The sequence below is a fragment of the Rathayibacter sp. VKM Ac-2879 genome, assembly GCF_015351245.1.
Lineage (GTDB): Bacteria > Actinomycetota > Actinomycetes > Actinomycetales > Microbacteriaceae > Rathayibacter.
This window is the reverse complement of the sequence record NZ_JADKSO010000002.1, coordinates 398384-420006: the sequence shown is the minus strand read 5'-3', so window position 1 is coordinate 420006 and position 21623 is coordinate 398384. Positions and strand designations below refer to the sequence as shown.

Genomic DNA, 21623 nt, shown 5'->3' with positions numbered 1-21623 from the left:
ATCCGTCCGCTCATCCAATCAGTCGCGAAAGCGGACGCAGACTTTCCGTACTCGCATCGGATCAATGAATACCGGGTGGGGATACTCAAACGGGACAGCCTGCGCTTCTTTCTTGCTATGCACGACGGGGTTCCATCGTCTCGATCGACGTCGAACGCTCACCCGCGACGTCTACCCGGACAGGAACAGCGCCGTCGAGCCCCTCTGGTGGGTCCAGTACGTAGGTCCAGAGAACAGCGTCGTCCTGACACAACCCTGAATTGTCGGCCCAGCGCTGTGTCGTGATGCGCAGGTGATCGGAGGCGACCACCTCCAGCGCAGCAGGCACCAGAGGACAGTTGCCGCTTCCGACGATGGTCACCTCTAGACCGCCGCCGTCATCCAGCCATCGCACAGGGGTAACCGCGAATCCTTCGACACCACCGCGGTAGAACGAGCGGTAAGCAGCACCCTCTGGGGCGGGCACAGAGGAGTTCTCGACCAGCGGCAGCTCTGTTCCAGAGAGAGCGCAGCCGACCATCATCAGGCCGAGCAAGCAGGCCCCCGGGGGGATTAGACGACGACCCCTCATGCGCGTCAGCCTATGCTCCGACCCATCAGGATCGTTACGTCCGCTGGAGCGGAGCACCTCCGCCGCATGCATGCCAGTCGATCGGTGAGAATGTCTGACGAGCCGCCCGGTCAGCGATCCCCTACCGGGGTGGCCCGCTGAGCGATACCCAGACAGGACGGTGCGGGTCTGTCGTTAGGCTGCCCAGGATGAAGGCTGAACGGCTGCGGCTTGCGGGGATCCTCGCGGTCGTGCTGCTCGCGCCCGTGGCGCTGGCTACGACAGCGGTGGGCTGGGCTCCCGGTAGCCCGCGCGACCAGCCGTGGGAGCACTGCGTCCACTTCGGCTACCCCACGGGGCTCGCTCCTCACGTCGAGGCGATCAACGTCACCGGCGATCGCACACTGTTCCCGCTCGGAATCACCTGCACCTATCTGCAACTAATCAAAAAAGATGGGAGCGCGCGCTGGTGGCTGCCAGGACCGGGATCAACAGGGGTGACGAGCCGGAACCAGCCGCTCCCCCTGTTGGCGTGCAGGCCATCCGCCAGCGCCAGGTACGGCTATCCGACAAGCAGAAGACCAAGCTGGCGGCTGAGTACGCGGCCGGCGGGAACATCCGGCAACTCGCCACGTCGTGGGGCGTGAGCCGCGAAGCCGTTCGGTCGGCGCTCAAGCAGCAGCACGTTCCGGTGCGTCAGGTGACGCTGACCCCTCGGCAGCTGGCGGATGCTGCGGAGCTGAAGTCGCAGGGCTGGTCGTTGAACCAGCTTGGTGCGCTCTACGCTGTCGACCCGAAGACAATAAAGGCGAGGCTCCGGGCTCGGGCGCGGGAATCGGAGTAAACCGAACCGCCGCCTGCCTGTCGTCGGGCACGCAGTTCGGGTTCATCATCTGCCAGCGCAACGAGTGCGGGGGCTGCAGGGACGAGCACAGCCAGCTGACCTAGCGCGGCGTCAGAACGCCTGTTTGTCGAGCCCCTGAGGCCTTGTGTTCAGCGATTCTGCCCACTCGAGTCCCGCGGCGACTGCGCGGGCTAAGCTCTCGAGTCCCATTCCAAAGTAGCAGTAGCCGTGAGTCGTCTCGACCTGCTGCCGCGGAGGCATCACGACGAGGCGCCAACTGTGGAGCATCTTCCAGACCTCGACCGTGAACGCCTCCGTATTCTGAAGTCGGAAGCCGTCCTCCGTCCGCACGGTCCGCTCCCCCGCGAGTTCGGCGTCCGGGCGCACCCGCCGCTCGAGGCCATCGAGCAACTCGGCACGGGTGCGCATCGTCACCTTCTGATTCACGGTTCTACTGTCCGGATAGTCGCCCCGTCACCGGGTATTTCAGGGGGCGGGTCACACGGGACACCGGCATCCAAGCCTCCTCGCTGCACTGCCCACACGTCGACTTGTAGCGGTTGGCGACCGGCATACGGACTAGTCCAGTCCTCGTAGATGCTTCTGGATCGCCAGGTAGTCGTCGTCTGTCATCGCCTCGATCTTCTGTCGCTCGGCGGCCAGGTCGCTCAATGTTTCGTTCGCTGCGCTGAGTCGACCTGCCACACTGCGCGTTGGTCCGATGCGCGACCTCTAGTTCCCGCATGTCGCCCCATTGCGGGTCAATTGCCGGCGAAGGGCCGCGCGAGCTGTGAGAGGACGATCAAAAGCAGCGGGACGGCGGAGAGCCCAAAGCCCCAGTTAGCCATGACTCGGCCGTGACCGCCGATCACCTTCGAGCGCCGGCCGCCGACAATGGCGCAGATGACGCCGGGGATAGCGGGCAGCCAGGCGACGACGATGCCGATGATCGTCAGCGTGGGAAGGATGGCGCACAGGCCGAGGATGAGCGAGGCGACGGCGGCGCCGTTCCCAGGTGGGCGCTGCATCTGCACGACGGTGGGTGCGAGGGGCGCGCGCTGCTCGGGCCAGGCTTGGCCGTCCCAATAGCGCTGGGTCGCGGTCTGTGTCGGGTCCGGGTACCAGCCGGGCGCGGCGTTACTCATGGTCCGGAGTCTGGCAGGTGAACGTACGACCCACCACCGCCGACTCGTCGTCGCACGTCCTGCTCTCGACAGCGACGCACAGCGCAGTCGAGCAGCACCCGCATGATCAGCGGCTCGATGAACGATCCCCATACAGGACAGGGATCATCGCACCGCTATGGTGGGCGGCGCCCGGGGCGAGCGAGGGCGTCACGACGGCGGCGAACCGGGTGGGATGATCGGCCCATGGCGCCGATTTTGAGGGAAGTGCATCTCTGGCCGAACACGGGCCACCCGGACGTCCGATGGTCGCCCCCGCGCCCCCCGGACGAACCGGACTGGCCCCTGCTCGAAATGGACGCCATTCTTCGCGGGTCGAGGAAGATCTCCGAACCGCTCGGAGAACGCCTGGCGGAGCAGCGAATAGAGATGCCGCGCGCGAGCATCCGACTCTTCCCGAGAGGAGCATCCTCCAGTACCGATCTCGAGGTCCAGATCTCTCGCATCGTGATCGACGGTGAGAACTCGATCCACTTCGCAGTACCGACGGGATTCCACAACCTCGATGTGCGGGCGCGCGACGAACTGGTGCTGACGATGTGGACGGAGACGCTGCGAAGGCTGGTGAGCAACCAGGGCGGCGATCCGGCCGCGGTGAGTCGAGCGGCTGACGCGCTGAGAGGAGCCGACTACGAGGAACTGCGTCGCGGGCCCTGGAAGCAGAACCCGGCTCGATCGCATCGCATGCGGCTGATCGGCGTACTCAAGGACGACGGCTACTTCCGTCTGCGTGTCGAGGTCGAGCACCTGGGGGGAGAGCTGCCGTCGGTCCTGTCCGAGACGATAGTCGGCGACTCCACCTTCTGGTCGTTCGATCGCGCTGCACGAGACCTGCAGTGGACGTCGAGCGCCTCCGTCGAAGGCGTATCGATTCCCGCCATCCTGCTGGGTGACCGCGGACGCTTCACACTCGACGTCGCCACCGGTGCGGTCCACCTGAGCGGAGGGTTCACGACGCCGCTGCCGATCGAGCCAACCGGCCCCGCCGTCAGGGCGGGCTTCCGTTTCATCGAGCAGCCCGCTGACGACGTCTACGTCGGGTGGGGAGGAGGAGGCCCAGTCAATGATGTTCCCGCGGCGTATCTCGCCGAGATCGACCGGCTGGCTGACCGACTCGGCTCACCCGAATGGAAACAGTGGTGGCGCCTCGTCGGTGTGGACAACGTGAGTGGGTACGTCAACTACGAGCCACCGCGCGATACGCCGATCGTCCGACTCGTGAACACGACACTGACAATGATCGTCAGGCGTTCTGCCACAACGATCCCCACCGGACCGGAAGCAGAACATCTAGCTCGGCAAGACATAAAAGCCGCCCTCACCCGTCTGGCCGCACGCCGGAAAATCGGGCTTCCTCCGCTCTGAACTAGCAGCGAGAGGCGCGCACAGATCTCCCACCTCAGCCGCCGGGTACAGCTGGGCGCTGCAACCCCCTGACCTGTCGCGGGTTTTCCGGGCGGTTCTGTTGTGGTGGTCGTGCTGCGGTCGGGGTGGCCGTGTCGCGGTTTTCGTAGTCGATGGGGCTGGGGTAGTTCAGGGTGGAGTGGCGGGGGGTGGGGTTGTAGAACGCTTTGATCCACTCGAACATCGCGGTCGGCGGGGGCGCCTTCGTCGGTCAGGATTGGCTGTCGAGGGGTTCGATCTGTATCGAGTCGAAGAACGGTTCCATCAGCGTGTTGTCGTAGGCGGACGCTACTTTTCCCATCGATCCGAGCAGGCCTGCTTGGTGTAGCCGCGAGCCGAACAGCCAGGACGTATACTGCGCGCCGCGGTCGGAGTATTAGCGGGAAGTCGAGCTGACTGCAAGATAATATCTGATGCAGTATCGAACGACTTGAACGAGAAGCGAACTTCATGTCCAGCTCTACAACCAATTGAGAAAATTGAAGGCATCATGACCATCCTCCGGCGTGAACATTGTGCCCTTATCGGACTCTCGAATAACAACGGCACTTCGATTCGGGTCCCATTATGCGACCCGATCGCCTTGCAGGAAACGCGTCTCTGAGGGAATTCTACCTTCGATGACGTCGTCTACATACCTTGCAAGATCCTTGAACTTCACCCCGCGCACGTAATGGCCAGAGGCGCCCTCTATCGCTCACTGTTGCGAATGGTCTGCAACCTTCTGGTCCTCAGAGGACGGTTCCCCTGACTCGTCATCGAAGTCACGACCACAGTCAGCCGGCTCGTCATGAAAGGACTCGGCCGCACCTCGTGCCCACTCGTAGTGTGCTCTTTCAGCTCCGTCTGCAGCTTGAGGGCGTCTACTACCGAATGTACAGCGGCTGCGATTGGGGCGGCAAATTCCGCTAAAGGCTCGAGAATGTCGGCTCGCCCTTACCGAAGAGGTCTAGAAAGACGTTTGAAATTTCTTCGGGATTGGCGCCAATCGTATACCTCAATTCGGGCCAACGTTGATAAATCACAGTCGAATACAGCAAGGCATAGATTTTTTGAGCGAGGGTGATGGGAATCTCGATTTCTATCGCATCATTCACCGCCTCACTAATTACTGGGCCGGGCGGCATCCGTGCCTCTTCGACAAATTGCACCAAAATTCCATTTATGCCAGTTTTGTGGGTGACGTATTGTCTGACCGATCTATTCAGGCCATAGAGGAAGCGAACTTCGTCTTCTTGGATTCCGATTTTCTCCAGGGTTTCATCTGGAAGTTGAGTCGAATCTCCAAATAGCCGCATCGCCAAGTCGAATGACTTATATTCGATCCTCCTGGAACCACCAACTTGCCCGTTAGAACAACACGTCTCGGAAATACGACTCTCCATTCTTCGGTTTGAACACCGTTCCGCCATCTCCCTCTTCAATCACTACCACACTTCGGTCGGGATCCCAATATCCGACTCGTCCGCCTTCGAGGTACCGGGTCTCAGTGGGAAGGTTCCCATTGAGTACGTCGTCAACATACCCGACCAGCTCATCGTAGTCAAAGTCGTCGATTTGATGGTTGGATTTCCCGTTGAGTAATTCGTTTCGGGAGTGGTCTACGATGTTCCGGGCCTGCTCGGAGGCGTCTTCGCTTTCTCCGTGGTCTTTTTCACTACATTCCGGCATGACCAGAGGGCACTCGGATGAGGACTGGGGCGAGTCGTCAGCGGTCGCGTGGCCCGCCCCCGTAGAGTCGCCGGACATCGACAAGACAAGTCCGAGCGAGCCGAAGACACTGACAGCGCCGAAAAGTCGTCCAGCAGCGGCCGCCCACGGGAGCGCCACCGGCTTGACGTCCCACCTGGCGGTTGCGAATTCCGGAAAACCGATGGTGGGCGTGAAGACGGTTGCGTTTGAAGGAGCGGATCGACGCGCGAGGGATTCATCGCGACGTTCGTCGACACTTTTCTGTCCGGCTGGAGCTGGAGGACTGCTCGGAGGAGACTTCGCCCCGGAAGTCGGCTGATTCGATGTTCCGTGGCAGTTGTCGAAGGTTCCGACTGGACAGAGACCTGAAGGGTCCGAAAGTGAAATCGGGCTATTGGAAGCGTACGAATAGCCGTTGTTCTGCTGAGGAACGAAGGGGGATAGGACCGAGTCTATGCTTACAAACTTGCCGAGAGCCGCGTCGTATTCGCGAGCACCCAGGTGCGTCAGCCCACTGGTAGACGACTTCGGCGAGTCGAGGTATGCGTTGCTGGATGTCCATACCGATCCAGATCCTCGAGGGTTGCCGTAAGGGTCCATAAACCTGCGTCGCACGGCCCCTGTGGCCTGATCGACGGAGACGGTAGCTGTTCCGACTGTGTCGGTGGCGAGCCAGACGACGGTGTTCGTTGTGGGCGCAGTTGCAGTGGTCGACCTCTCGGCTACCGCAGCACCGTTGAAGCTGTACGTGCGTGTCCCGAACGTGGTCGACGACCCCGTGTTGCGGCGCAGCTCCGTGCCTCTGAGGAGGAGCCGTGCGCCTTCCGCGGAGTCGACGCGGAGCAGCAGGTCGCCGTCCGCGTCGTAGATGTTGGACTGCGTGGCGGATCCGGCGACGATCGTGCTGACCTTGCCCCGCGCGTCCCAGGTCAATGTCTGCCCGGGGCGGGTCAGGGTGTTGCCCGCTGCGTCATAGCTGTAGCTGCTGGTCGTCGGCGAAGCGGTGCCAACGGTCTTCGAGGTCGCGCTGACGGCGTGCGCGTGTCCAGCTGCGCCGTAGGTGTAGGTCGTGGTGGAGGCGACACCACCACCCGCCGCGGCTGCCGTTGACTGTGCCGTCCGGTTGCCGGTGATCGCGTCGACGGTGTAGGTCGTCCGATACGCGGCCGAGCCGCCGAGGGTCGCTCCTGCTCCGCTCGACCCGCACGACCAGGTTCCCGAGGAGGAGGCCGGGGTCCAGGCGTCCTTGAGGTTCTGCAACGCGTCATAGGCGAAACACTGCATCTCCTGCGCTGCGGTGTCCGCGGAGGATGGCGCGACGTTGTCGATGCTGGGATCGCCGATCTTGGTGAGGATCGAGGTGACGCCGCCGGCGAGGTTGCGTCCGATGGTCCGGTCGGCGACCGTGAATACGCCGTTTGTGCCGATGGTCAGGTTGCGGATCGCGGTGATCTGCCCTGTTGCATCGTCGTGGTCGGTGGTCGTGTACATGGTCGTGCGACCGGCGGCGTTCGGGTCCGGGTTGCTCTGGAACTGCGCGACTTCGCCGACGTTGGTCAGGACGACGCTTCCGACGTAGTCGCGGAGGCCGGTCGATCCGGCGACGGCGCCGAGGGAGTCGTAGGTGGTCTGCACGGTCTCCGCGGGGAGACCGGGCTGTCCTGTGGCGCCCGCCACGGCTGGAAGGATCGTCTTCTTCAGGGCTCCGTCCGCGTAGTACTCGGCGCCCTCGGTGTAGGTGAAGCCGGCGAACGCTGCCGCTCCGGTCGGGATGGCGGTGGTGATGCTGGTGGGTCGGTAGCCGGCGTCGATCGCGTCGATGGTCTTCGTGTAGGTCTTGCCGGCGACCGTGCTCGAGGAGGCATTCAGCTGCCCCTTGGCGAGCGCGTCGTAGGTCCAGTCGGCGAGCTCCACGTCGGAGCCGTCGAGCTGCGCGGTCTTCCTGTTGAGATCGTCGTAGGTGTACTTGAGGGTGACGCCGCGTCCGTCGACCGAGGTGAGCATGTTGCTCGAGTCGTCGTAGGTGAAGGTCGAGGATCCGGTGTCGGGGTCGGTGGAGGCGGTCTTGCGGCCGCGGACGTCGTAGCTCCAGGACCAGGTGTTGGTGTTCTGGTCCTTCATGGTCGCCATCTGGCCTTGAGCGTTGTAGCTGTAGGTGGTGGTGATGGGTGAGGCGGACCCGACGGCGCCTTGCCATTGGACGAGCTTGCCGGTGAGGCCCTGCGCGTTGGTGTAGGTGGTCTGCGCGGTGGCACCGGCAGGCGGGGTGACGTCGACCCGGTCGACTCCGGAGTAGGCGGTCGTCGTCGTGGAGCGCAGGTGGTTGCCGACCTCGTACAGGGCGGCCGCGGTGATGCGCCCGGCGGAGTCGTAGGTGTTGACCGTCCGGGTGGGGATGTTGTTCGAGGAATACGCCTGGAGCACGACGGCGTTGGTGGAGTACGCGGTGTTCGCTCCGTAGGGACCGTTGGTGGCGATCACCTGTCCGAGGGAGTCGTACTGGGTGTCGGCGACGATCGTGCTGTTCTCCGGCCCCGGAGTGCGCGACTGCACGATCTTCCCAAGCCCGTCGTACACGTCGAGCTTCTTCAGGATCCGGCCGGCCTTGATCGTCTGCGTCTCGACGGTGGAGATGCCGGTAGAGTTGACCGCGTAGGTGAAGCTGACGCTCGGGTAGTCGGGATTGTCGGCCTTCAGCCATCCCGGCTTCCAGACCGCTTTCAGTCGTCCGAGGGCGTCGTAGTCGGTCGAGGTGACGCGGCCGTTCGGGTCGGTGCTGGTGATCACCTGGCCGCGTGCCGGGTCGAGGGCGTTCGTGGTCTGCCACCCCTTGGGGTTGGTGACGACGATCTGCGTCGGTGCGCCGGATCCTGCGGCGGCGTTCGCGGCGGGGGTGTAGGCCGTGGTGGTGGTGTGCTGGGCGACGTCGGTGACGGAGGTCACTCGTCCGAGGCTGTCGTAGCTGGTGGCGCTGGTCTTGAGCCAAGTGGCCGTGGATCCGGAGTAGGACTTCGCGACCCAGTTCGCCGTGGCGTCGCCGAGCGTCGCCGCCGCTCCGACCGTGGCACCGTCATAGGCGGCCCGGGTCGCGACGATGACGTCGCCGGGGTAGCTCGGAGTCGTCCCGCAGGCCTTCCCGACCTTGAGGACCTCGCTGGAGAGCCCGACGATCCACGCCGTGGTGTTCGGAGTCGCGTAGCTGGTCGTCGTGCAGGTGGAGAGCTCACCGGTAGGCGCGGCCACGCTGACCGTGGTCGGGTAGCCGTAGCTCGCGTCGAACGTCGTGGTGGTGGTCGTCACCCGGTTGGAGCCGCTCGCGAGGGCCTCCGTGACCTGGACTGTGCCGTCGCCGAGCTTGCGCGACTGTCGGACCCCGTCATCAGCGCCGACACCGGACGCCCATGGCGTTGTCACGGTGTCGTTGAGGACGGTTGTGTCGACGTAGGACTTCGTCTCGCGGACGCGCCCGGCGAACCATCGGTCGTCGGTGATGCTCGTGCCGGGGACGGTCTGGGTGCCGGACTTGTCCTTGTCTCCGTTCAGGCCGCGGTAGAAGACGTAGTCCGTTCTGATCCGCTTGTCGGAGGTGTTCGGGTCGCCGACTCGGATGGTGAGCTGTGCGTAGCCGGCGTAGTCCGACCAGGTGCGCTTGGCTTCGGGCATCAGCGGGTTCTTGTCGTAGCGCCAGGCGACTCCCCCGCTGTACTCGTAGGTCGAGACCTTCGTCGCATCGATCGCTCCGTTGGTCTGGGGGCTTTCGAGCATGGTGCTGACGACGTACTTGTTGAACAGGTCCAGTCGCGGCACGGCGCCGGTGACCTTCGGTGTCCACCACTGCGGGAAGCAGCGCTTCGTGTTCCCGGTCAGGTTGCCGAGCACCGCAGACTGCACCGTCGCGTCATCGCATTCCGGCGCGAGGTAAGTGACGCTGATGCCGCCTCCGGTGGGCAGTTTCACCGCGTTCAGGCGCATCTTGTTCAGCAGCGCATAGCCGATCGCTGCTCGCGCCCGGTTCTGGAACTGTGCACCGGCGAAGGTCGTGGTGCCCTCCTGCAGGGTGCTGGCGCCGCTGCCGCCGGCGTGGGCGACGGAGTCGAGCCACAGAGCGGGGTCGGTGCCGTCGCCCGTGGCGGGGAAGGAGTGACCGAGGGTCCACGTGTCGACCGTCGTGTAGGCGGAGGCGGTGCGGACCTGAGTGGTGACGGTGTCAAGGCGCGCGGTCGACCAGAAGCTGGGTGAGCGCTGGCTGTCGCAGGTTCCGGTCTTGCAGTTGAGATCGAAGGGGACGTCCGGGTAGACGCTCGCGCTTCCTGCCGTGCCGTTCACGCCCGGGGTCTCGACGTCGCCGCCGAGCGCGAGGGGGGCGCACTGGCTGGTGTCGGAGGCGTTACAACGGCCCTTGGCGTTGTAGCCGAAGCTGACCTTCCCGGTCGCGGCATTCGCGGTGTAGACGTTGCTGGCCTTCAGACCGTACTCGATGCTCGTCAGGACGCCGCCGCGGACGTAGCCGGTCGAGCCGGTGCCGGCCGTCGACTTGAAGTGGTTGGTCTCCTGCGCGTAGTAGAACGCCTCCGCATTGCCGTGCGCGTCGACGACGTAGTCGAGGTTCCACCGCCACGCCTGCGTGCACGACGAGGCCGCGAACGTCGACGCGTGGCAGGGCTCCCCCGTGTCGTTGCCGAAGACGGGAGCGGTGAACACCGACTTCGTCTCGGCCTTCCCCGACGCCCAGCCGGGGAGACGGTTCCGGCCGAAGAAGTACTGGGTGCCGTCGGTGGTCGTCATCCGCCAGCACTCGGCGTCCTTGGCGCCGTTGTTCGCGCACTCGCTCGAGCCGGTGAGCTTCTCGATCCGGGAACCATCGTCCTGCTGGAGCTTCCAGACGTTCGTGGTCCCGACCCGCAAGAGCGGGCCCGAGTGGCCACCGAACGACATCGTCGCGTTATCTGTCTTCCAGCAGTCATCTCCGGACGCCTTAGCGTCGCTACTCGCGTTGTCATCGAGTGCGCAGGGAATGTAACTGCGCTCGATGAAGCCGCTACCGGCCAGATCCCAACCCTCGCCGACCACGGACGTCTGGTTGTTCGTCGAGGACGTGCGGCCATCAACGCTCTGCGAGTTGTAGGCGAACGCGAGATCTGGCTGCGGGCCGGCCGCGGCCGGGGGCACGGCGAGGGGATAGCTCCACACGAAAGCGCCCGTCTGCGCGCTGACATCCCACGTGCTCGACGAGGCCAGCGACGTCGCACTATAGTCCCCACTGCCCTGCGTCGAGCTCGTCGCTGCAGTGGCCGTCACCAGAGTCGGCGTCGAGCTCGTCTGGACGCTCATCACGCTCGCGCCGTCCGTGCTCTGCGTCTCGAGAGGCGTCGCCGCCGCGGTCCTTCGCGAGGACGTAGCTGGGATCTGCACCCACGACACGCGGGAGGCGTAGTTGCCGCCGTAGAGGGCGGACGTGAGCGCGTTCGGAACGGAGAGCTCAATCGTCCCCGGCGTCGTATCGCCGTCCGTTCGGGTCACCTCGAGGGTAAGCCCGGTGGCGCCCTTCGCCGCTGCGTCTTCGGCGCTGAGAATCGCGACGGACACTGAGTCCACTGTGGCGGCGCCACTTGAAGGCACCGCCTCGACAGTAATTCCGGTGTCTCCCAACTCCTCCGGAACGGCCGCCCCCTCGGCAGTCTGGCCCGATGTCGTCCGGAAGGCTTCGAGGTGCATCGTCGGCGTCGATGGATCAGCGGGAGGGGACGAGGGGGACGGCGACGGCTCCTCTGAGGGCAAGTCAGCGGTCGGCTCCGGTTGCGCCGCGGTAGCCGACGGTGATGGTGCCTCGCCGCCCACCCCAGAATCGGTCGGCGCCGGCTCGCCTGTCGACAGATCGACGTCGAACGATTCCGGGTCGGGCAGCGTCGCCTCCTCGGACAGCGGTGCAGGAACCGCTTCGACATTCGGCGTGCCGCCGACGATCGAGTCGACGTCGACGAGCACGCCCCGATCGACCGGCGGCACGCCATTGGCTGCGAACGCCGGGGTCGCGGTGAGGACCGTTGCAACCAGTACAGCGCTGACCGTCAGTGCGATGCGGCGCCGGATGTGAGCGCGGCGAAGGAGAGAGTGCGTGGCTGCCACGGAAGTGCCCATTTCTCGAGTACGTGCCGTCGGAGACGGGCTAGTGGACGACGTTGTAGAAGGAAGAGATCTGAGTGGGCGTCTGCACGCCCGGGAAGATGGCAGGATTCGCGATCTGCCCCTTCCACGACGCCAGATAAGTACCGGCAGAGAATCCCGTACCGATCACCAGAGGGCCCGCTGCGGACACCTCCCCTGTTGGAACCGAGTGCAGCACCGTCGAAGCGAGCGTCGTACCCATGTAGAGAAGGACCCGATGGTTCACCGCATCCCACACGCCCGTGATCATGGTCCAGTCGGTGCCGTTGGTATTGGCCGTCGTCGCGCAGTCGCTCCGACTACCGGATGTCTGGTTCCGAACGCAAAATCGCCAAGTGCCACTTCCATTGTTCGCCCCGTTATTGAGCAGCTGCACATAGAAACCAGCGTTCGTCGCGCCCGTCTGCGACATCGCGTTCATGTCCTCGCCCGGCACGAAGGTGTCGGGGTTGAGCCAGACGCTGACGGTGAAGCTCTTTGTGGTGTTCACCGCCGGCCCGGTCGTGCCAGTGATCGGCGAGTGATCCAGCGAGGCTCCCGGCTTGGACCAGACGAAGCCAAGCGATTTCACCTTCGTGAAACCCTCGCAATCTGCCGCAGTGGACTGCAGGTAGTCAGCCGTGGCCGCGTCGGCGCCGTTCTGACACAGGAACAGCTCTTTCCCGGACGCCGTATCGCCGGTCGCGTTTGCGCTCGGCCAGGAGTACCCGAGGAGCTTCGACGTCGAGGTCACACCTCGGCAGGAGGAGTCGGTCCAGACGAAAGCGGAGTTGGTTCCTGCACACCGGTAGAGGGCCATTGTTCCGCTGATAGTTGACCCGGGAGGCGCCAGCCAGCCGGTCGTGCTCTGGAACGCGAGGCTCCCCAGCGTTCCACTACCGTCGCCGATCTCGGCTCGGTGATAGGAGCCGGACAGCCAACGCGTCAGCGGCTGGGCGCCAGAGATCTGGATGACGCTCGCCGGTGACGGCCCCGACCCCGTCATTTGGTTCGCCGCAAGATCCGCCTTCTTCGTCAGGTCCGTTCCCACACCGAACGAGAGCGGAAGCGGCCCCGTCGCTCCCGTGCCGGTACTCGTATTGGCGTCCGCCATCGGTGACGTCAACGAGGTGAACTTCTGCGTGAGCCATCCGTGTCCGGCGGTATAACTCGCCGCCGCCATGTCAGATGACGCCCCAATCTTCAGCTGAGCCACCGTCGAACGTGTGCCGTCGGCATTACCGACATTTGCCCAACTGCCCACCTTGTCGACGCTTGTCACGATGAGCGTCGAGACTTCCGAGGTCGGTGCGACCGTAATCGTCCCCGATCGTCCAGACGAATCAGGACATACCACGGTGATCAGACCCGTTGTCGCCCCACAGGTGGGAAGCGCTCCGGCCTCAGTCTGGAGACTGTAGTTGCTTGCGACGCCGTTGGTGGAAACCCAGCGGTAGAGGAACTTGTCTACTCCGTCACTGGCCTGAGATTCAAAGTGAATATTGAACGGCTCACCCACGGTATAGTTCGTTAAACTGGAATCGTTCTTGATGACGGGAAGGTTCGACGGCCCCTTGTTGCGGACGTTGAAGTAGCACCACGGTGAGTCGTCGGACTGAAGGCGCCCGTCGTCCGCTCTCGCCGACCATGCGTATCGGCCGTCAGCCAGCGTTCCCGCGTTGATGGTCTTGTATCGGTCCCAGTCATTCGGTTCCGTCGAAGTCGTGACGTACACGACCCGGGACGAACTCGGCGGAGCATCATGCCCGCTTCCGCCGTTGTTCGCGGTCACGATCTGGAAACGCCCGTACATCTGGTCGCCGTCAGGGTCATGCATCTTCGCCCGGAGCACAAGGCTTGAGTTATTCGTCACCCACGACGGCGAGTCTGCCGCGCCGCAGCCACGGTCCGGAGTCGACATCGCAACGTTGCTCGGAACGTCCGGTCGACGGTCATACCCCACGGTCATCGATACCGACGGATCAAACCGTTTCCACTGCCCAAAGTTGCCCTCGTCCGGGGCCTTGAGCCCCAGCGTGAGCGAGTCCGCCCCCGCCGCCGCCGCTGCCCTCGCGCCATCAACCGCATTGAAGCCGATGTTCTTCTCCGGGCAGTCCGAAGCGCCGCGACGACCTGACGCGTTGACCGTGTCGAGTCGCTGGATCCAGTTGCCACCGCCTGATTCGTTCCAGGTGGCACCTTCGCGCATGCTGCCGGTCCACCACAGTTCCACAGGTGTCGCGGTGCAGTTCCACGACCAGATCTCGTGAGCGCTGAAGCTCGCGTTGATGATGTCGGCGCCCTTGATTCCTTCGGTGTGCATCAAGAAGAACGATCGGGCGTTGCGGATGTTGCCGGCCGGGTCGTCGACCGAGCCAACCGATTGCCCTCGCCCGTCGTTGCCCTGACCATCGAGGAAGGAAGAACTTGCGAGATTCGACGCCATCCACCACGAATGGATGCTCGTGCCATTGAAGTCAGGGTCGATGTAGACGGGGTACTCGAGGTCCGGAGTCGAGAGAACCGAGTCGACGTCGAGCGCGACCTCATCTCCTGTCGCCTCGGTAGGTACCGAGTTGGAGACGGGCACGTTGGTTGTGGGATGAGCATCCTCGTTGACGGACGAGGAATCCCACCAGGTCGGCTCGCTCGAGACCAGCGCTGAATCAACGCCATCGACATCCGCAGAGAGACTGCCGTCCTCGGACTGCGACACATCGCCGCCGTTGAACTCGAACCGCACAGTGTCCAGCTCCGGGTTGCTCGCCGCCTCGGGAGTCTTCACGATCAAGACCTGAGACATTCCGATGTTGGTCGACGCCACCTCGAGGTCGACGTCCGGGAACACGTCCTTGTAGAGCGCGGTGGATCCATCGACGACCGGCATAGGCAGATCGCCGTGGTCCCAAGTCATCGTCAGCCACGCGCCAGTCGCGGTTCGGATCTGGGCGAGCTGGTCATCGCCGCCATCCGAGAAACGAACGGGTACCGTCGCCACAGCAGGTTCGATGAACCCGGCGTCAGTACGCGCCATCGTCGTATCGACGTCGATCCACGCCCCGTCCTGCTCGACCCGCTGCGGTTCAGTGCTCGTGACGTACTGCATCGTGCCGTCCGCCAACGCGGTCGTGATCTCCGTCGCAGTAGTCATGCTGCTGACCACCACATCATGATCAAACTTCGCAGCAATTACTGACGCATCCGCCTCAGTCGGGGCATCAGCAGAATCAGAGACAGCCGACGACGAAGTCGGCTCGGCCCCGGGCGCCGGCAATGCGTATGCACCAGGCGCTAGAAAACCCCCCGCCAAACCGACAAGAGCGAGAATCGTGCCACTGCGAAGAAGAGAACGATTGTCGCCGCCAGCACGACGAATCAAAACCTTGAACAAACCGCGAACCCCCTGTTGCTGTGTGGATACTCAGGAGGCTGAACACTGCCTCACACGAGCCCCCAAGCCAGAGCATATGGATTTGAGGGCTGGAACGGTGCTGAGAGTTCTCGAAGCCTCGAGCGTCTTGCCCGGCATTCCACCGAGCAGTCGAGATTGACGCAACCGCACGTACCCGGAAAAACAGGGAATCGGCGCATGCCCTTCCCCTACCAGCGCCATACAGAGCGCCCCCGCACTGGGGCCGGCGCGACGCGCCATTGAGACGCGCCCAACGGCGCATAGAGCGCTGGGCGCGATTGGCCACACGATCGCCCTCGACACTTCGGACTCGGCGTGCCGTCGGGGAGGACCCCGACGCCAGCGTCTAACAAAGTCATCGCCACCCTCAGAGCGTGCCCACGTCAGGCCACTGTCCACCATGCCGGCCAGGTCTATGTCTTCCACAAAGGAGAAACGATGCCATGCGAGCAAGGGGACTGCTGAGGGTTCGGTTGTCTCCTGACGTGTGGTGGCCGTTGGTCGCTGCTGGAAGGATGGCAGTCGTGCCAAAGCCGTATCCGGAGGAGTTCCGCCGGGATGTCGTGGCCGTCGCGTGGAAGGGTGAGATGCCTCTGGCGCGGATCGCGAAGGACTTCGGAATCTTGGAGAACTCGATCACGAACTGGATGAAACGAGCCGATATCGAGGACGGCGTCAAGCCTGGCGTCACGTCGGCCGAGTCGACCGAGATGCGCGATCTCAAGCGCCGCAATCGCCTCCTGGAGCAGGAGGCGGAGGTGATGCGGCGGGCGCTGGCGTACTTCGCTTCGCGCGAGGTCCACCCAAAATGATGTTCCCGCTGGTCCTTGACCTTGCCGCTGACGGGATCGCCGTCGCGGTGGCCTGCCGGGTTCTGGGCTTCACGAAACAGGCGTTCTCTGCCTGGAAGAAGCGACCCTTCTCCGACCGTGACTGGGACGACGCGCACCTGACCAACGCCGCGTTCGATGCGCACCGCGAGGACCCGACGTTCGGGTATCGCCTCCTCGCCGACGAGCTCGAACAGGCCGGGCATGTCGTGTCCGAGCGGCGGGTGTGACGGATCTGCTCACAGCAACGGATCTGGTCCGCGTTCGCGAAGAAACGCGGCCTGACCAGGAAGGCCGGCCCGCCCGTGCACGACGACCTCGTGAAGCGGGCGTTCACCGCCAAGCGACTCGATCAGCTCTGGCTGACCGACATCACCGAGCATCCCACCGGCGAGGGGAAGCTGCGATCAAGGACGTGCACTCGAACCGGATCGCGGGCTACTCCATCGACTCGAGGATGAAGGCGCCGCTGGCCGTCACAGCGTTGAACAATGCGATGCTGCGCCGCGGCGCGGTCGGCACGATCGTGCACTCCGATCGCGGGTCTCAGTTCCGCTCGAACAAGTTCGTGAAAGCACTGCGCCGACACACACTGACGGGGTCGATGGGCAGGGTCGGCGCGTGCGCCGACAACGCCGCGATGGAGTCTTTCTTCGCGCTGCTGCAGAAGAACGTCCTCGACCGGCAACGATGGGCCACGAGGCAGGAACTACGCCTGGCGATCATCACCTGGATCGAGGGCGTCTACCACCGAAGACGCCGCCAACGAAGCCTGGGACGCCTCACCCCGATCGAGTTTGAGACAATGAAAACCGCCCCACTCGCAGCATAGAGAACAAGTCAACAAAACCCTCAGCAGTCCCGTCCGTCCTCGAACTCCACCGCCAAGGCGAGCGGACTCGGCAGCACCCGCACTACTTCAAGTCGAGCCTCTACTGCGGTGGCTGCGGCAGCCGAATGCTCGTCCAGGTCTCCACGGCACGTAACGGCGAGAAGTACGAGTACTTCATGTGCGGAGGCCGCCACACCAAGGCCACCGCCTGCACCCGGAAGGTCGTGCTGATCTACGAAGTCGAGGACAAGATCGCCGAGTACTACCGCACCATCGCCCTCGACCACGATCTCCGCGAAGGACTCGAAAGCCTCCTCCGTGAAGAACTCAGCAGCCGCTTCGAGAACGCAGGCACCGAACGACGCGAACTCAAGACCGAACACGACCGCCTCAACCGCCAGCGCAGCAAACTCCTCGAAGCCCACTACGACGGCGCCATCCCCCTCGACCTGCTCAAAAGCGAACAAGCACGTCTGACAGACCAGATGACCCAGATCCTCCGCCGCCTGGAACGAGCCGAGCAGAACTACGACCAGGTCGAGGCGATCCTCCACGACGCCCTCGACATCGTCGAACACTGCGGCACCGCCTACGCGACCGCTCCCGAACACATCCGACGACTCTTCAACCAAGTCCTCTTCGAGCGCATCCTCATCAACCCCGACGAGACGATCACCGCCGAGAACGTAGCCCTCTTCGCGGCGCTACTCGGCTCGAAAGCCCGCGTCGCCGCTCGCGCGTACAACCTGCAAGCAACTGCCCCGAAACGCAAAAGACCCGCTCCGAAGAGCGGGTCTCACGCCGAAGATCCTTCGGCGTTTACTTGTGCGAATGTTGTGAATAAGAACACTCTGGTGGATCCGAGGGGATTCGAACCCCTGACCCCCTGCATGCCATGCAGGTGCGCTACCAGCTGCGCCACGGACCCAAGCCCTGCTGTCGTCGCCCCGACCGGCGGAAGCAACTCGAACAAACTACAACACGATCGGCGCGATACGAAATCGACGGCGGCCGTCGGGCGTGTTCGTCAGCTCGGCGCGGCGGCCGAGTCGACGGGGACCGGACGATCGAGGGTGAACGGCACGACCGGGCAGTCCTTCCACAGGCGCTCGAGCGAGTAGTACATGCGGTCCTCTTCGTGGAAGACGTGCACCACGAGGTCGCCGAAGTCGAGGAGGATCCAGCGTCCCTCCGCGCGCCCTTCACGCCGCAGCAGCCTGGCCCCGGACTGGTTCAGCCTGTCCTCGACCTCGTTGGCGATCGCGACGACGTTGCGCTCGGAGCGCCCGGTGACGAGGAAGAAGATGTCGACCAGCGGCAGCGGACCCGAGACGTCGAGGGCGACGAGATCCTCCCCGCCCTTGGAGTCGGCGGCATCCGCCGCGAGGTCGAGCAGGGCGCGGGCTGAGTCGGTCGCAGTCATGAAGCCTTCAGTGTCGGTGGTGGATCAGAAGATGTTGAGGACGAGGCCGCTGACGAACAGCGCGATGGAGGCGACCAGCAGCACGGCCGCCGTGATCGCGAGGACCACGGGCAGGCTCACCGCCTTGCGCTTCTGCGGGGCGATCATCGCCGTGCCCGCGGCGTGCGTCGAGACGGCGCTCGAGGCGCGGACGGGCACGGACTCGGACGCGGGCTGTTCGCGATCGATGCGGTCGACGTAGCGGTCGACGTCGGGCGAGTCGTAGAGGTTGGGGTGCTGGCCGGTGGAGCCGAGGCTGCGGGGAAGGTCGAAGGAGCCCGTGACGAGCGCCTCGCCGTTGTCGGCTCCGACCACCGGGGACGCACCGGTCGTCGGGAGGATCAGCGCGTTCGTCGTCGTGACGGCACCGGTCGCTGCGACGCCGCTCGCGATGAGGGAGTCGAAGGAGGCGTCGACCTCCTCCTTCGCCTTGCTGTCGAGCTCGTCGGTGATCGCGAGGTGCTCGATCGGCGGATGGAAGCTGCCCGTGATCTCGGTCGCCTTCTCGTCGCCCAGATCGAGCGATCCGCCGACCGCTGCGAAGAGCGCCGTGTTGAGCTTGGGCTCCTCCGGCGCCCGGACGACGGGCTCGGAGGGATCGGTCGCTGGCAGCGCTGCGGCCCGCTCGAGCGCGGAATCGACGCCGCTCGCCTCGCGAGGCCGCTCGGCGGCAGGGGCTTCGAGGTCGGGGGTCGGGGCCGCCTCGGCGGGAGGCGCGCTCTCGGGGTTCTCGGCGAGCTGCTCCGCTTGCTGCCGCGCGAGACGGGCGCGGAGCTCGCGGCGAGTGAGCGGGCGACCTGTCGCCTCGTCGGTGCCGACGATGTCGACGGAGGACGTCCGCAGGTCTGGCTCGATCGCGGGAGTCGGCTCGACGGCCTCGATGCGGATCGCCTGGGTCGCGGTCAGGACCGGCATCTCGCCGGCGGTGGTCGTGGACGAGGTGGCCGCGCGACGGGACGTCGTCGGCGCGGAGGCCGCGGGGGCGGCGCCGGCCGCTTGTCGCTCGCGCTCGCGGATCTCGCGCCGGGTGAGCGGTCTCTCCTCAGGCTGAACTGTCATGACGTGCTCCGATACAGGTGGTGCTTCGAGATGTACTGAACGACACCGTCGGGAACCAGATACCAGACCGGATGACCCCGGTTCACGCGGCTCCGACAATCCGTCGAGGAAATCGCTAGCGCCGGAATTTCCAACAAGGATACGTCTTGGGCCGGCAATCCCGAAACGCTGAGGACATGCCCGGGCCGGCTGACGGCGACGAAGTGGGCCAGCTCCCAGAGCTCGTCGTAGTCCTTCCAGCTCAGGATCTGGGCGACCGCGTCGGCTCCCGTGATGAAGAAGAGCTCGGCCTCGGGGTGCGTGGCGTGGATGTCACGCAGGGTGTCGATCGTGTAGGTCGTGCCGACACGGTCGACATCGACACGGCTGACGGTGAAACGGGGGTTCGAGGCGGTGGCGATGACCGTCATCAGGTAGCGGTGCTCGGCCGAGGTGACCGTCTTCTTGTGCCACGGCTGACCCGTGGGCACGAAGACCACCTCGTCGAGGTCGAACGACTGCGCCACCTCGGAGGCGGCGACGAGGTGCCCGTGATGGATCGGGTCGAAGGTGCCTCCCATGACACCGATGCGGGGACGCCGGGGGTCTCCGCCAGCGGCGGACGTCACGGTCGCGACTCCCGCCGCCTAGTGACCGTGACCGTGCTGATCGTGCGAGCCAGCGGCGGTCTTGTGGGAGTGACGGTTCGCGACATCGCGGTAGCTCCACGTGACGAGGCCCAGGGCCGTGAACGCGCCCGCCGCGATGAGCCCGAAGACGATCGTGGGAAACGGCAGCTCGACGTGCGTCGCTGCTTCGGCGAGAAGGGTCGTCGCGAGGGACATGCGGTGCTCCTTGGGGATCGGGGGCGCGCCCGTAAGGGCTTCGTCGAGTCTAGCCGGAGACGGTCGGCGACCCGTCGCCGCAGCGCGTCAGGCGCGGACCTGCCCCGCGCCGCGCAGGACCCACTTCGTGCTCGTCAGCTCGGGCAAGCCCATCGGCCCACGCGCGTGGAGCTTCTGCGTCGAGATGCCGACCTCGGCGCCGAAGCCGAATTCGCCTCCGTCGGTGAAACGGGTGGAGGCGTTCACCATCACGACCGCCGAGTCGACCTCGGCGAGGAAGCGCTCGGCGTTGCGGAGGTCGTTGGTGACGATCGACTCGGTGTGATGCGTGGAGTAGCGGTCGATGTGCGCCATCGCCGCGTCGAGGTCGTCGACCACGGCGACCGCGATGTCGAGCGAGTAGTACTCCGCCGACCAGTCCTCCTCCGTCGCCGGGACTGCCGCCGGGTGGAGCGCACGGACACGCTCGTCGCCGTGCACGGTCACCCCCGACGCCGCCAGACGCCCCAGGACGCTGGGGAGGAGGCGCTCGGCCGCGTCACGGTGCACCAAGAGCGTCTCGAGCGCGTTGCACGTGCTCGGGCGCTGGACCTTCGCGTTGTGGACGATGTCGATGGCCCACTGCTCGTCGGCGCTTGCATCGAGGAACACGTGCACGACTCCGGCGCCGGTCTCGATGACGGGCACGGTCGACTCCGTCACGACCGACTCGATGAGGCCGGCGCTCCCCCGCGGGACAAGCACGTCCACGTAGCCGCGAGCCTGCATGAGTGCCTTTGCGCCGGCGCGGCCGTGGTCGTCGACGGTCTGCACGAGCTCGCGCGGCAGGCCCACGGAGGCGATCGCCTCTTGGAGCAGCTCGACCAGCACGCGGTTGGTGTTCTCGGCTGCCGTGCCTCCGCGGAGGATCACCGCGTTGCCGCTCTTGAGCGCGAGCGCTGCGATGTCGATGGTGACGTTGGGGCGTGCCTCGTAGATGGCCCCGACGACGCCGAACGGCACCCGGACCTGCGTCAGCGAGGCTCCGTTCGGGAGGTTCGAACCGCGCACGGTCTGGCCCACGGGGTCGACGAGACCCGCGACCGCGACAACGGCGTCCGCGAGCGCTCCCAGCCGGGCGGCGTCGAGGCGCAGACGGTCTTGGAGGCCCTCGCTCATCCCGGCGCTCCGGCCACGCTCGACGTCGAGGAGATTAGCCGGCACGATGCGGTCGGCGCCCGTGCGGACCGCGTCCGCGATGGCGAGGAGCGCGCGGTCCTTGAGGTCGGTGGTGGCGCTGCGGAGGGAGCGGGACGCGGCACGCGAGGCGGCGAAGCGCCCGGTCAGCTCGATCGTGGCGGAGGTCGTCTGCGGCATCAGGTCAGTGTATTCCGCGGACGGACCGCC

Annotated in this window: 13 protein-coding genes, 1 tRNA gene and 2 pseudogenes; 4 read left to right on the top strand and 12 right to left on the bottom strand. The window is 65.0% G+C overall.

Annotated features, from left to right (window positions below):
- Nucleotides 1–115 precede the first annotated feature (115 nt).
- Nucleotides 116–523, bottom strand: coding sequence for a hypothetical protein (locus ITJ45_RS06965; RefSeq protein ID WP_194608255.1), 408 nt, complete (start codon nucleotides 521–523; stop codon nucleotides 116–118).
- Nucleotides 524–1082: 559 nt separating this feature from the next.
- Between ITJ45_RS06965 and ITJ45_RS06960 the strand changes: the two genes are divergently transcribed.
- Nucleotides 1083–1394, top strand: a complete 312-nt coding sequence (locus ITJ45_RS06960; protein WP_194608257.1) for a hypothetical protein — start codon at nucleotides 1083–1085, stop codon at nucleotides 1392–1394.
- 111 nt (nucleotides 1395–1505) lie between these two features.
- On the opposite strand, the gene ITJ45_RS06955 is transcribed toward ITJ45_RS06960, so the two are convergent.
- Nucleotides 1506–1841, bottom strand: coding sequence for a hypothetical protein (locus ITJ45_RS06955; RefSeq protein WP_194608259.1), 336 nt, complete (start codon nucleotides 1839–1841; stop codon nucleotides 1506–1508).
- 314 nt (nucleotides 1842–2155) lie between these two features.
- Complete coding sequence (locus tag ITJ45_RS06950; RefSeq protein WP_194608261.1) at nucleotides 2156–2539, bottom strand: DUF2510 domain-containing protein; 384 nt, start codon at nucleotides 2537–2539, stop codon at nucleotides 2156–2158.
- A gap of 225 nt (nucleotides 2540–2764) precedes the next feature.
- Here ITJ45_RS06950 and ITJ45_RS06945 point away from each other — a divergent pair, with 225 nt between their 5' ends.
- Entirely contained in the window at nucleotides 2765–3943 is a 1179-nt protein-coding gene (locus ITJ45_RS06945; RefSeq protein WP_194608263.1) for a hypothetical protein, read from the top strand.
- A 947-nt stretch (nucleotides 3944–4890) separates the two neighbouring features.
- Here the strand turns inward: ITJ45_RS06945 and ITJ45_RS06940 are convergent.
- The 3 genes from ITJ45_RS06940 to ITJ45_RS06930 form a co-directional block, all read right to left on the bottom strand.
- Entirely contained in the window at nucleotides 4891–5367 is a 477-nt protein-coding gene (locus ITJ45_RS06940; protein WP_228500708.1) for a hypothetical protein, read from the bottom strand.
- Nucleotides 5333–11260, bottom strand: a complete 5928-nt coding sequence (locus ITJ45_RS14025) for an RHS repeat-associated core domain-containing protein (RefSeq protein WP_194608266.1) — start codon at nucleotides 11258–11260, stop codon at nucleotides 5333–5335. Before ITJ45_RS14025 ends, ITJ45_RS06940 begins: the two co-directional genes overlap by 35 nt.
- Before the next feature lie 580 nt (nucleotides 11261–11840).
- Nucleotides 11841–14969, bottom strand: a complete 3129-nt coding sequence (locus ITJ45_RS06930) for a LamG domain-containing protein (protein ID WP_194608268.1) — start codon at nucleotides 14967–14969, stop codon at nucleotides 11841–11843.
- A gap of 785 nt (nucleotides 14970–15754) precedes the next feature.
- Between ITJ45_RS06930 and ITJ45_RS06925 the strand changes: the two are divergent.
- Together ITJ45_RS06925 and ITJ45_RS14455 are read left to right on the top strand one after the other, a co-directional pair.
- A pseudogene (locus ITJ45_RS06925) lies at nucleotides 15755–16892 on the top strand (IS3 family transposase).
- 125 nt (nucleotides 16893–17017) lie between these two features.
- A pseudogene (locus ITJ45_RS14455) lies at nucleotides 17018–17098 on the top strand (hypothetical protein); the annotation flags it as partial.
- A 646-nt stretch (nucleotides 17099–17744) separates the two neighbouring features.
- Here the strand turns inward: ITJ45_RS14455 and ITJ45_RS06915 are convergent.
- The 6 genes from ITJ45_RS06915 to ITJ45_RS06890 form a co-directional block, all read right to left on the bottom strand.
- A tRNA-Ala gene (locus ITJ45_RS06915) sits at nucleotides 17745–17820 on the bottom strand.
- A gap of 99 nt (nucleotides 17821–17919) precedes the next feature.
- Nucleotides 17920–18315, bottom strand: coding sequence for a ribosome silencing factor (gene rsfS, locus ITJ45_RS06910; protein WP_194608279.1), 396 nt, complete (start codon nucleotides 18313–18315; stop codon nucleotides 17920–17922).
- 24 nt (nucleotides 18316–18339) lie between these two features.
- Nucleotides 18340–19413 carry a hypothetical protein gene (locus ITJ45_RS06905; RefSeq protein ID WP_194608282.1) on the bottom strand — a complete coding sequence of 358 codons (1074 nt, stop codon included), beginning with the start codon at nucleotides 19411–19413 and terminating at the stop codon, nucleotides 18340–18342.
- Nucleotides 19410–20021, bottom strand: coding sequence for a nicotinate-nucleotide adenylyltransferase (nadD, locus tag ITJ45_RS06900; RefSeq protein WP_194608284.1), 612 nt, complete (start codon nucleotides 20019–20021; stop codon nucleotides 19410–19412). The genes ITJ45_RS06905 and nadD overlap by 4 nt, the downstream gene beginning before the upstream one ends.
- Before the next feature lie 18 nt (nucleotides 20022–20039).
- Nucleotides 20040–20237 carry a hypothetical protein gene (locus ITJ45_RS06895; RefSeq protein WP_194608286.1) on the bottom strand — a complete coding sequence of 66 codons (198 nt, stop codon included), beginning with the start codon at nucleotides 20235–20237 and terminating at the stop codon, nucleotides 20040–20042.
- Between the two features lie 87 nt (nucleotides 20238–20324).
- Complete coding sequence (locus tag ITJ45_RS06890; protein WP_194608288.1) at nucleotides 20325–21593, bottom strand: glutamate-5-semialdehyde dehydrogenase; 1269 nt, start codon at nucleotides 21591–21593, stop codon at nucleotides 20325–20327.
- Between the last annotated feature and the right edge of the window lie 30 nt (nucleotides 21594–21623).

Coding starts and splice junctions, on each gene's coding strand:
- ITJ45_RS06930 (WP_194608268.1), bottom strand. CDS start 14,969: ATGACTACTGCGACGGAGATCACGACCGCGTTGGCGGACGGCACGATG.
- ITJ45_RS06945 (WP_194608263.1), top strand. CDS start 2,765: ATGGCGCCGATTTTGAGGGAAGTGCATCTCTGGCCGAACACGGGCCAC.
- ITJ45_RS06895 (WP_194608286.1), bottom strand. CDS start 20,237: ATGTCCCTCGCGACGACCCTTCTCGCCGAAGCAGCGACGCACGTCGAG.
- ITJ45_RS06905 (WP_194608282.1), bottom strand. CDS start 19,413: ATGACAGTTCAGCCTGAGGAGAGACCGCTCACCCGGCGCGAGATCCGC.
- ITJ45_RS06940 (WP_228500708.1), bottom strand. CDS start 5,367: ATGGAGAGTCGTATTTCCGAGACGTGTTGTTCTAACGGGCAAGTTGGT.
- rsfS (WP_194608279.1), bottom strand. CDS start 18,315: ATGACTGCGACCGACTCAGCCCGCGCCCTGCTCGACCTCGCGGCGGAT.
- ITJ45_RS06890 (WP_194608288.1), bottom strand. CDS start 21,593: ATGCCGCAGACGACCTCCGCCACGATCGAGCTGACCGGGCGCTTCGCC.
- ITJ45_RS06965 (WP_194608255.1), bottom strand. CDS start 523: ATGATGGTCGGCTGCGCTCTCTCTGGAACAGAGCTGCCGCTGGTCGAG.
- ITJ45_RS06950 (WP_194608261.1), bottom strand. CDS start 2,539: ATGAGTAACGCCGCGCCCGGCTGGTACCCGGACCCGACACAGACCGCG.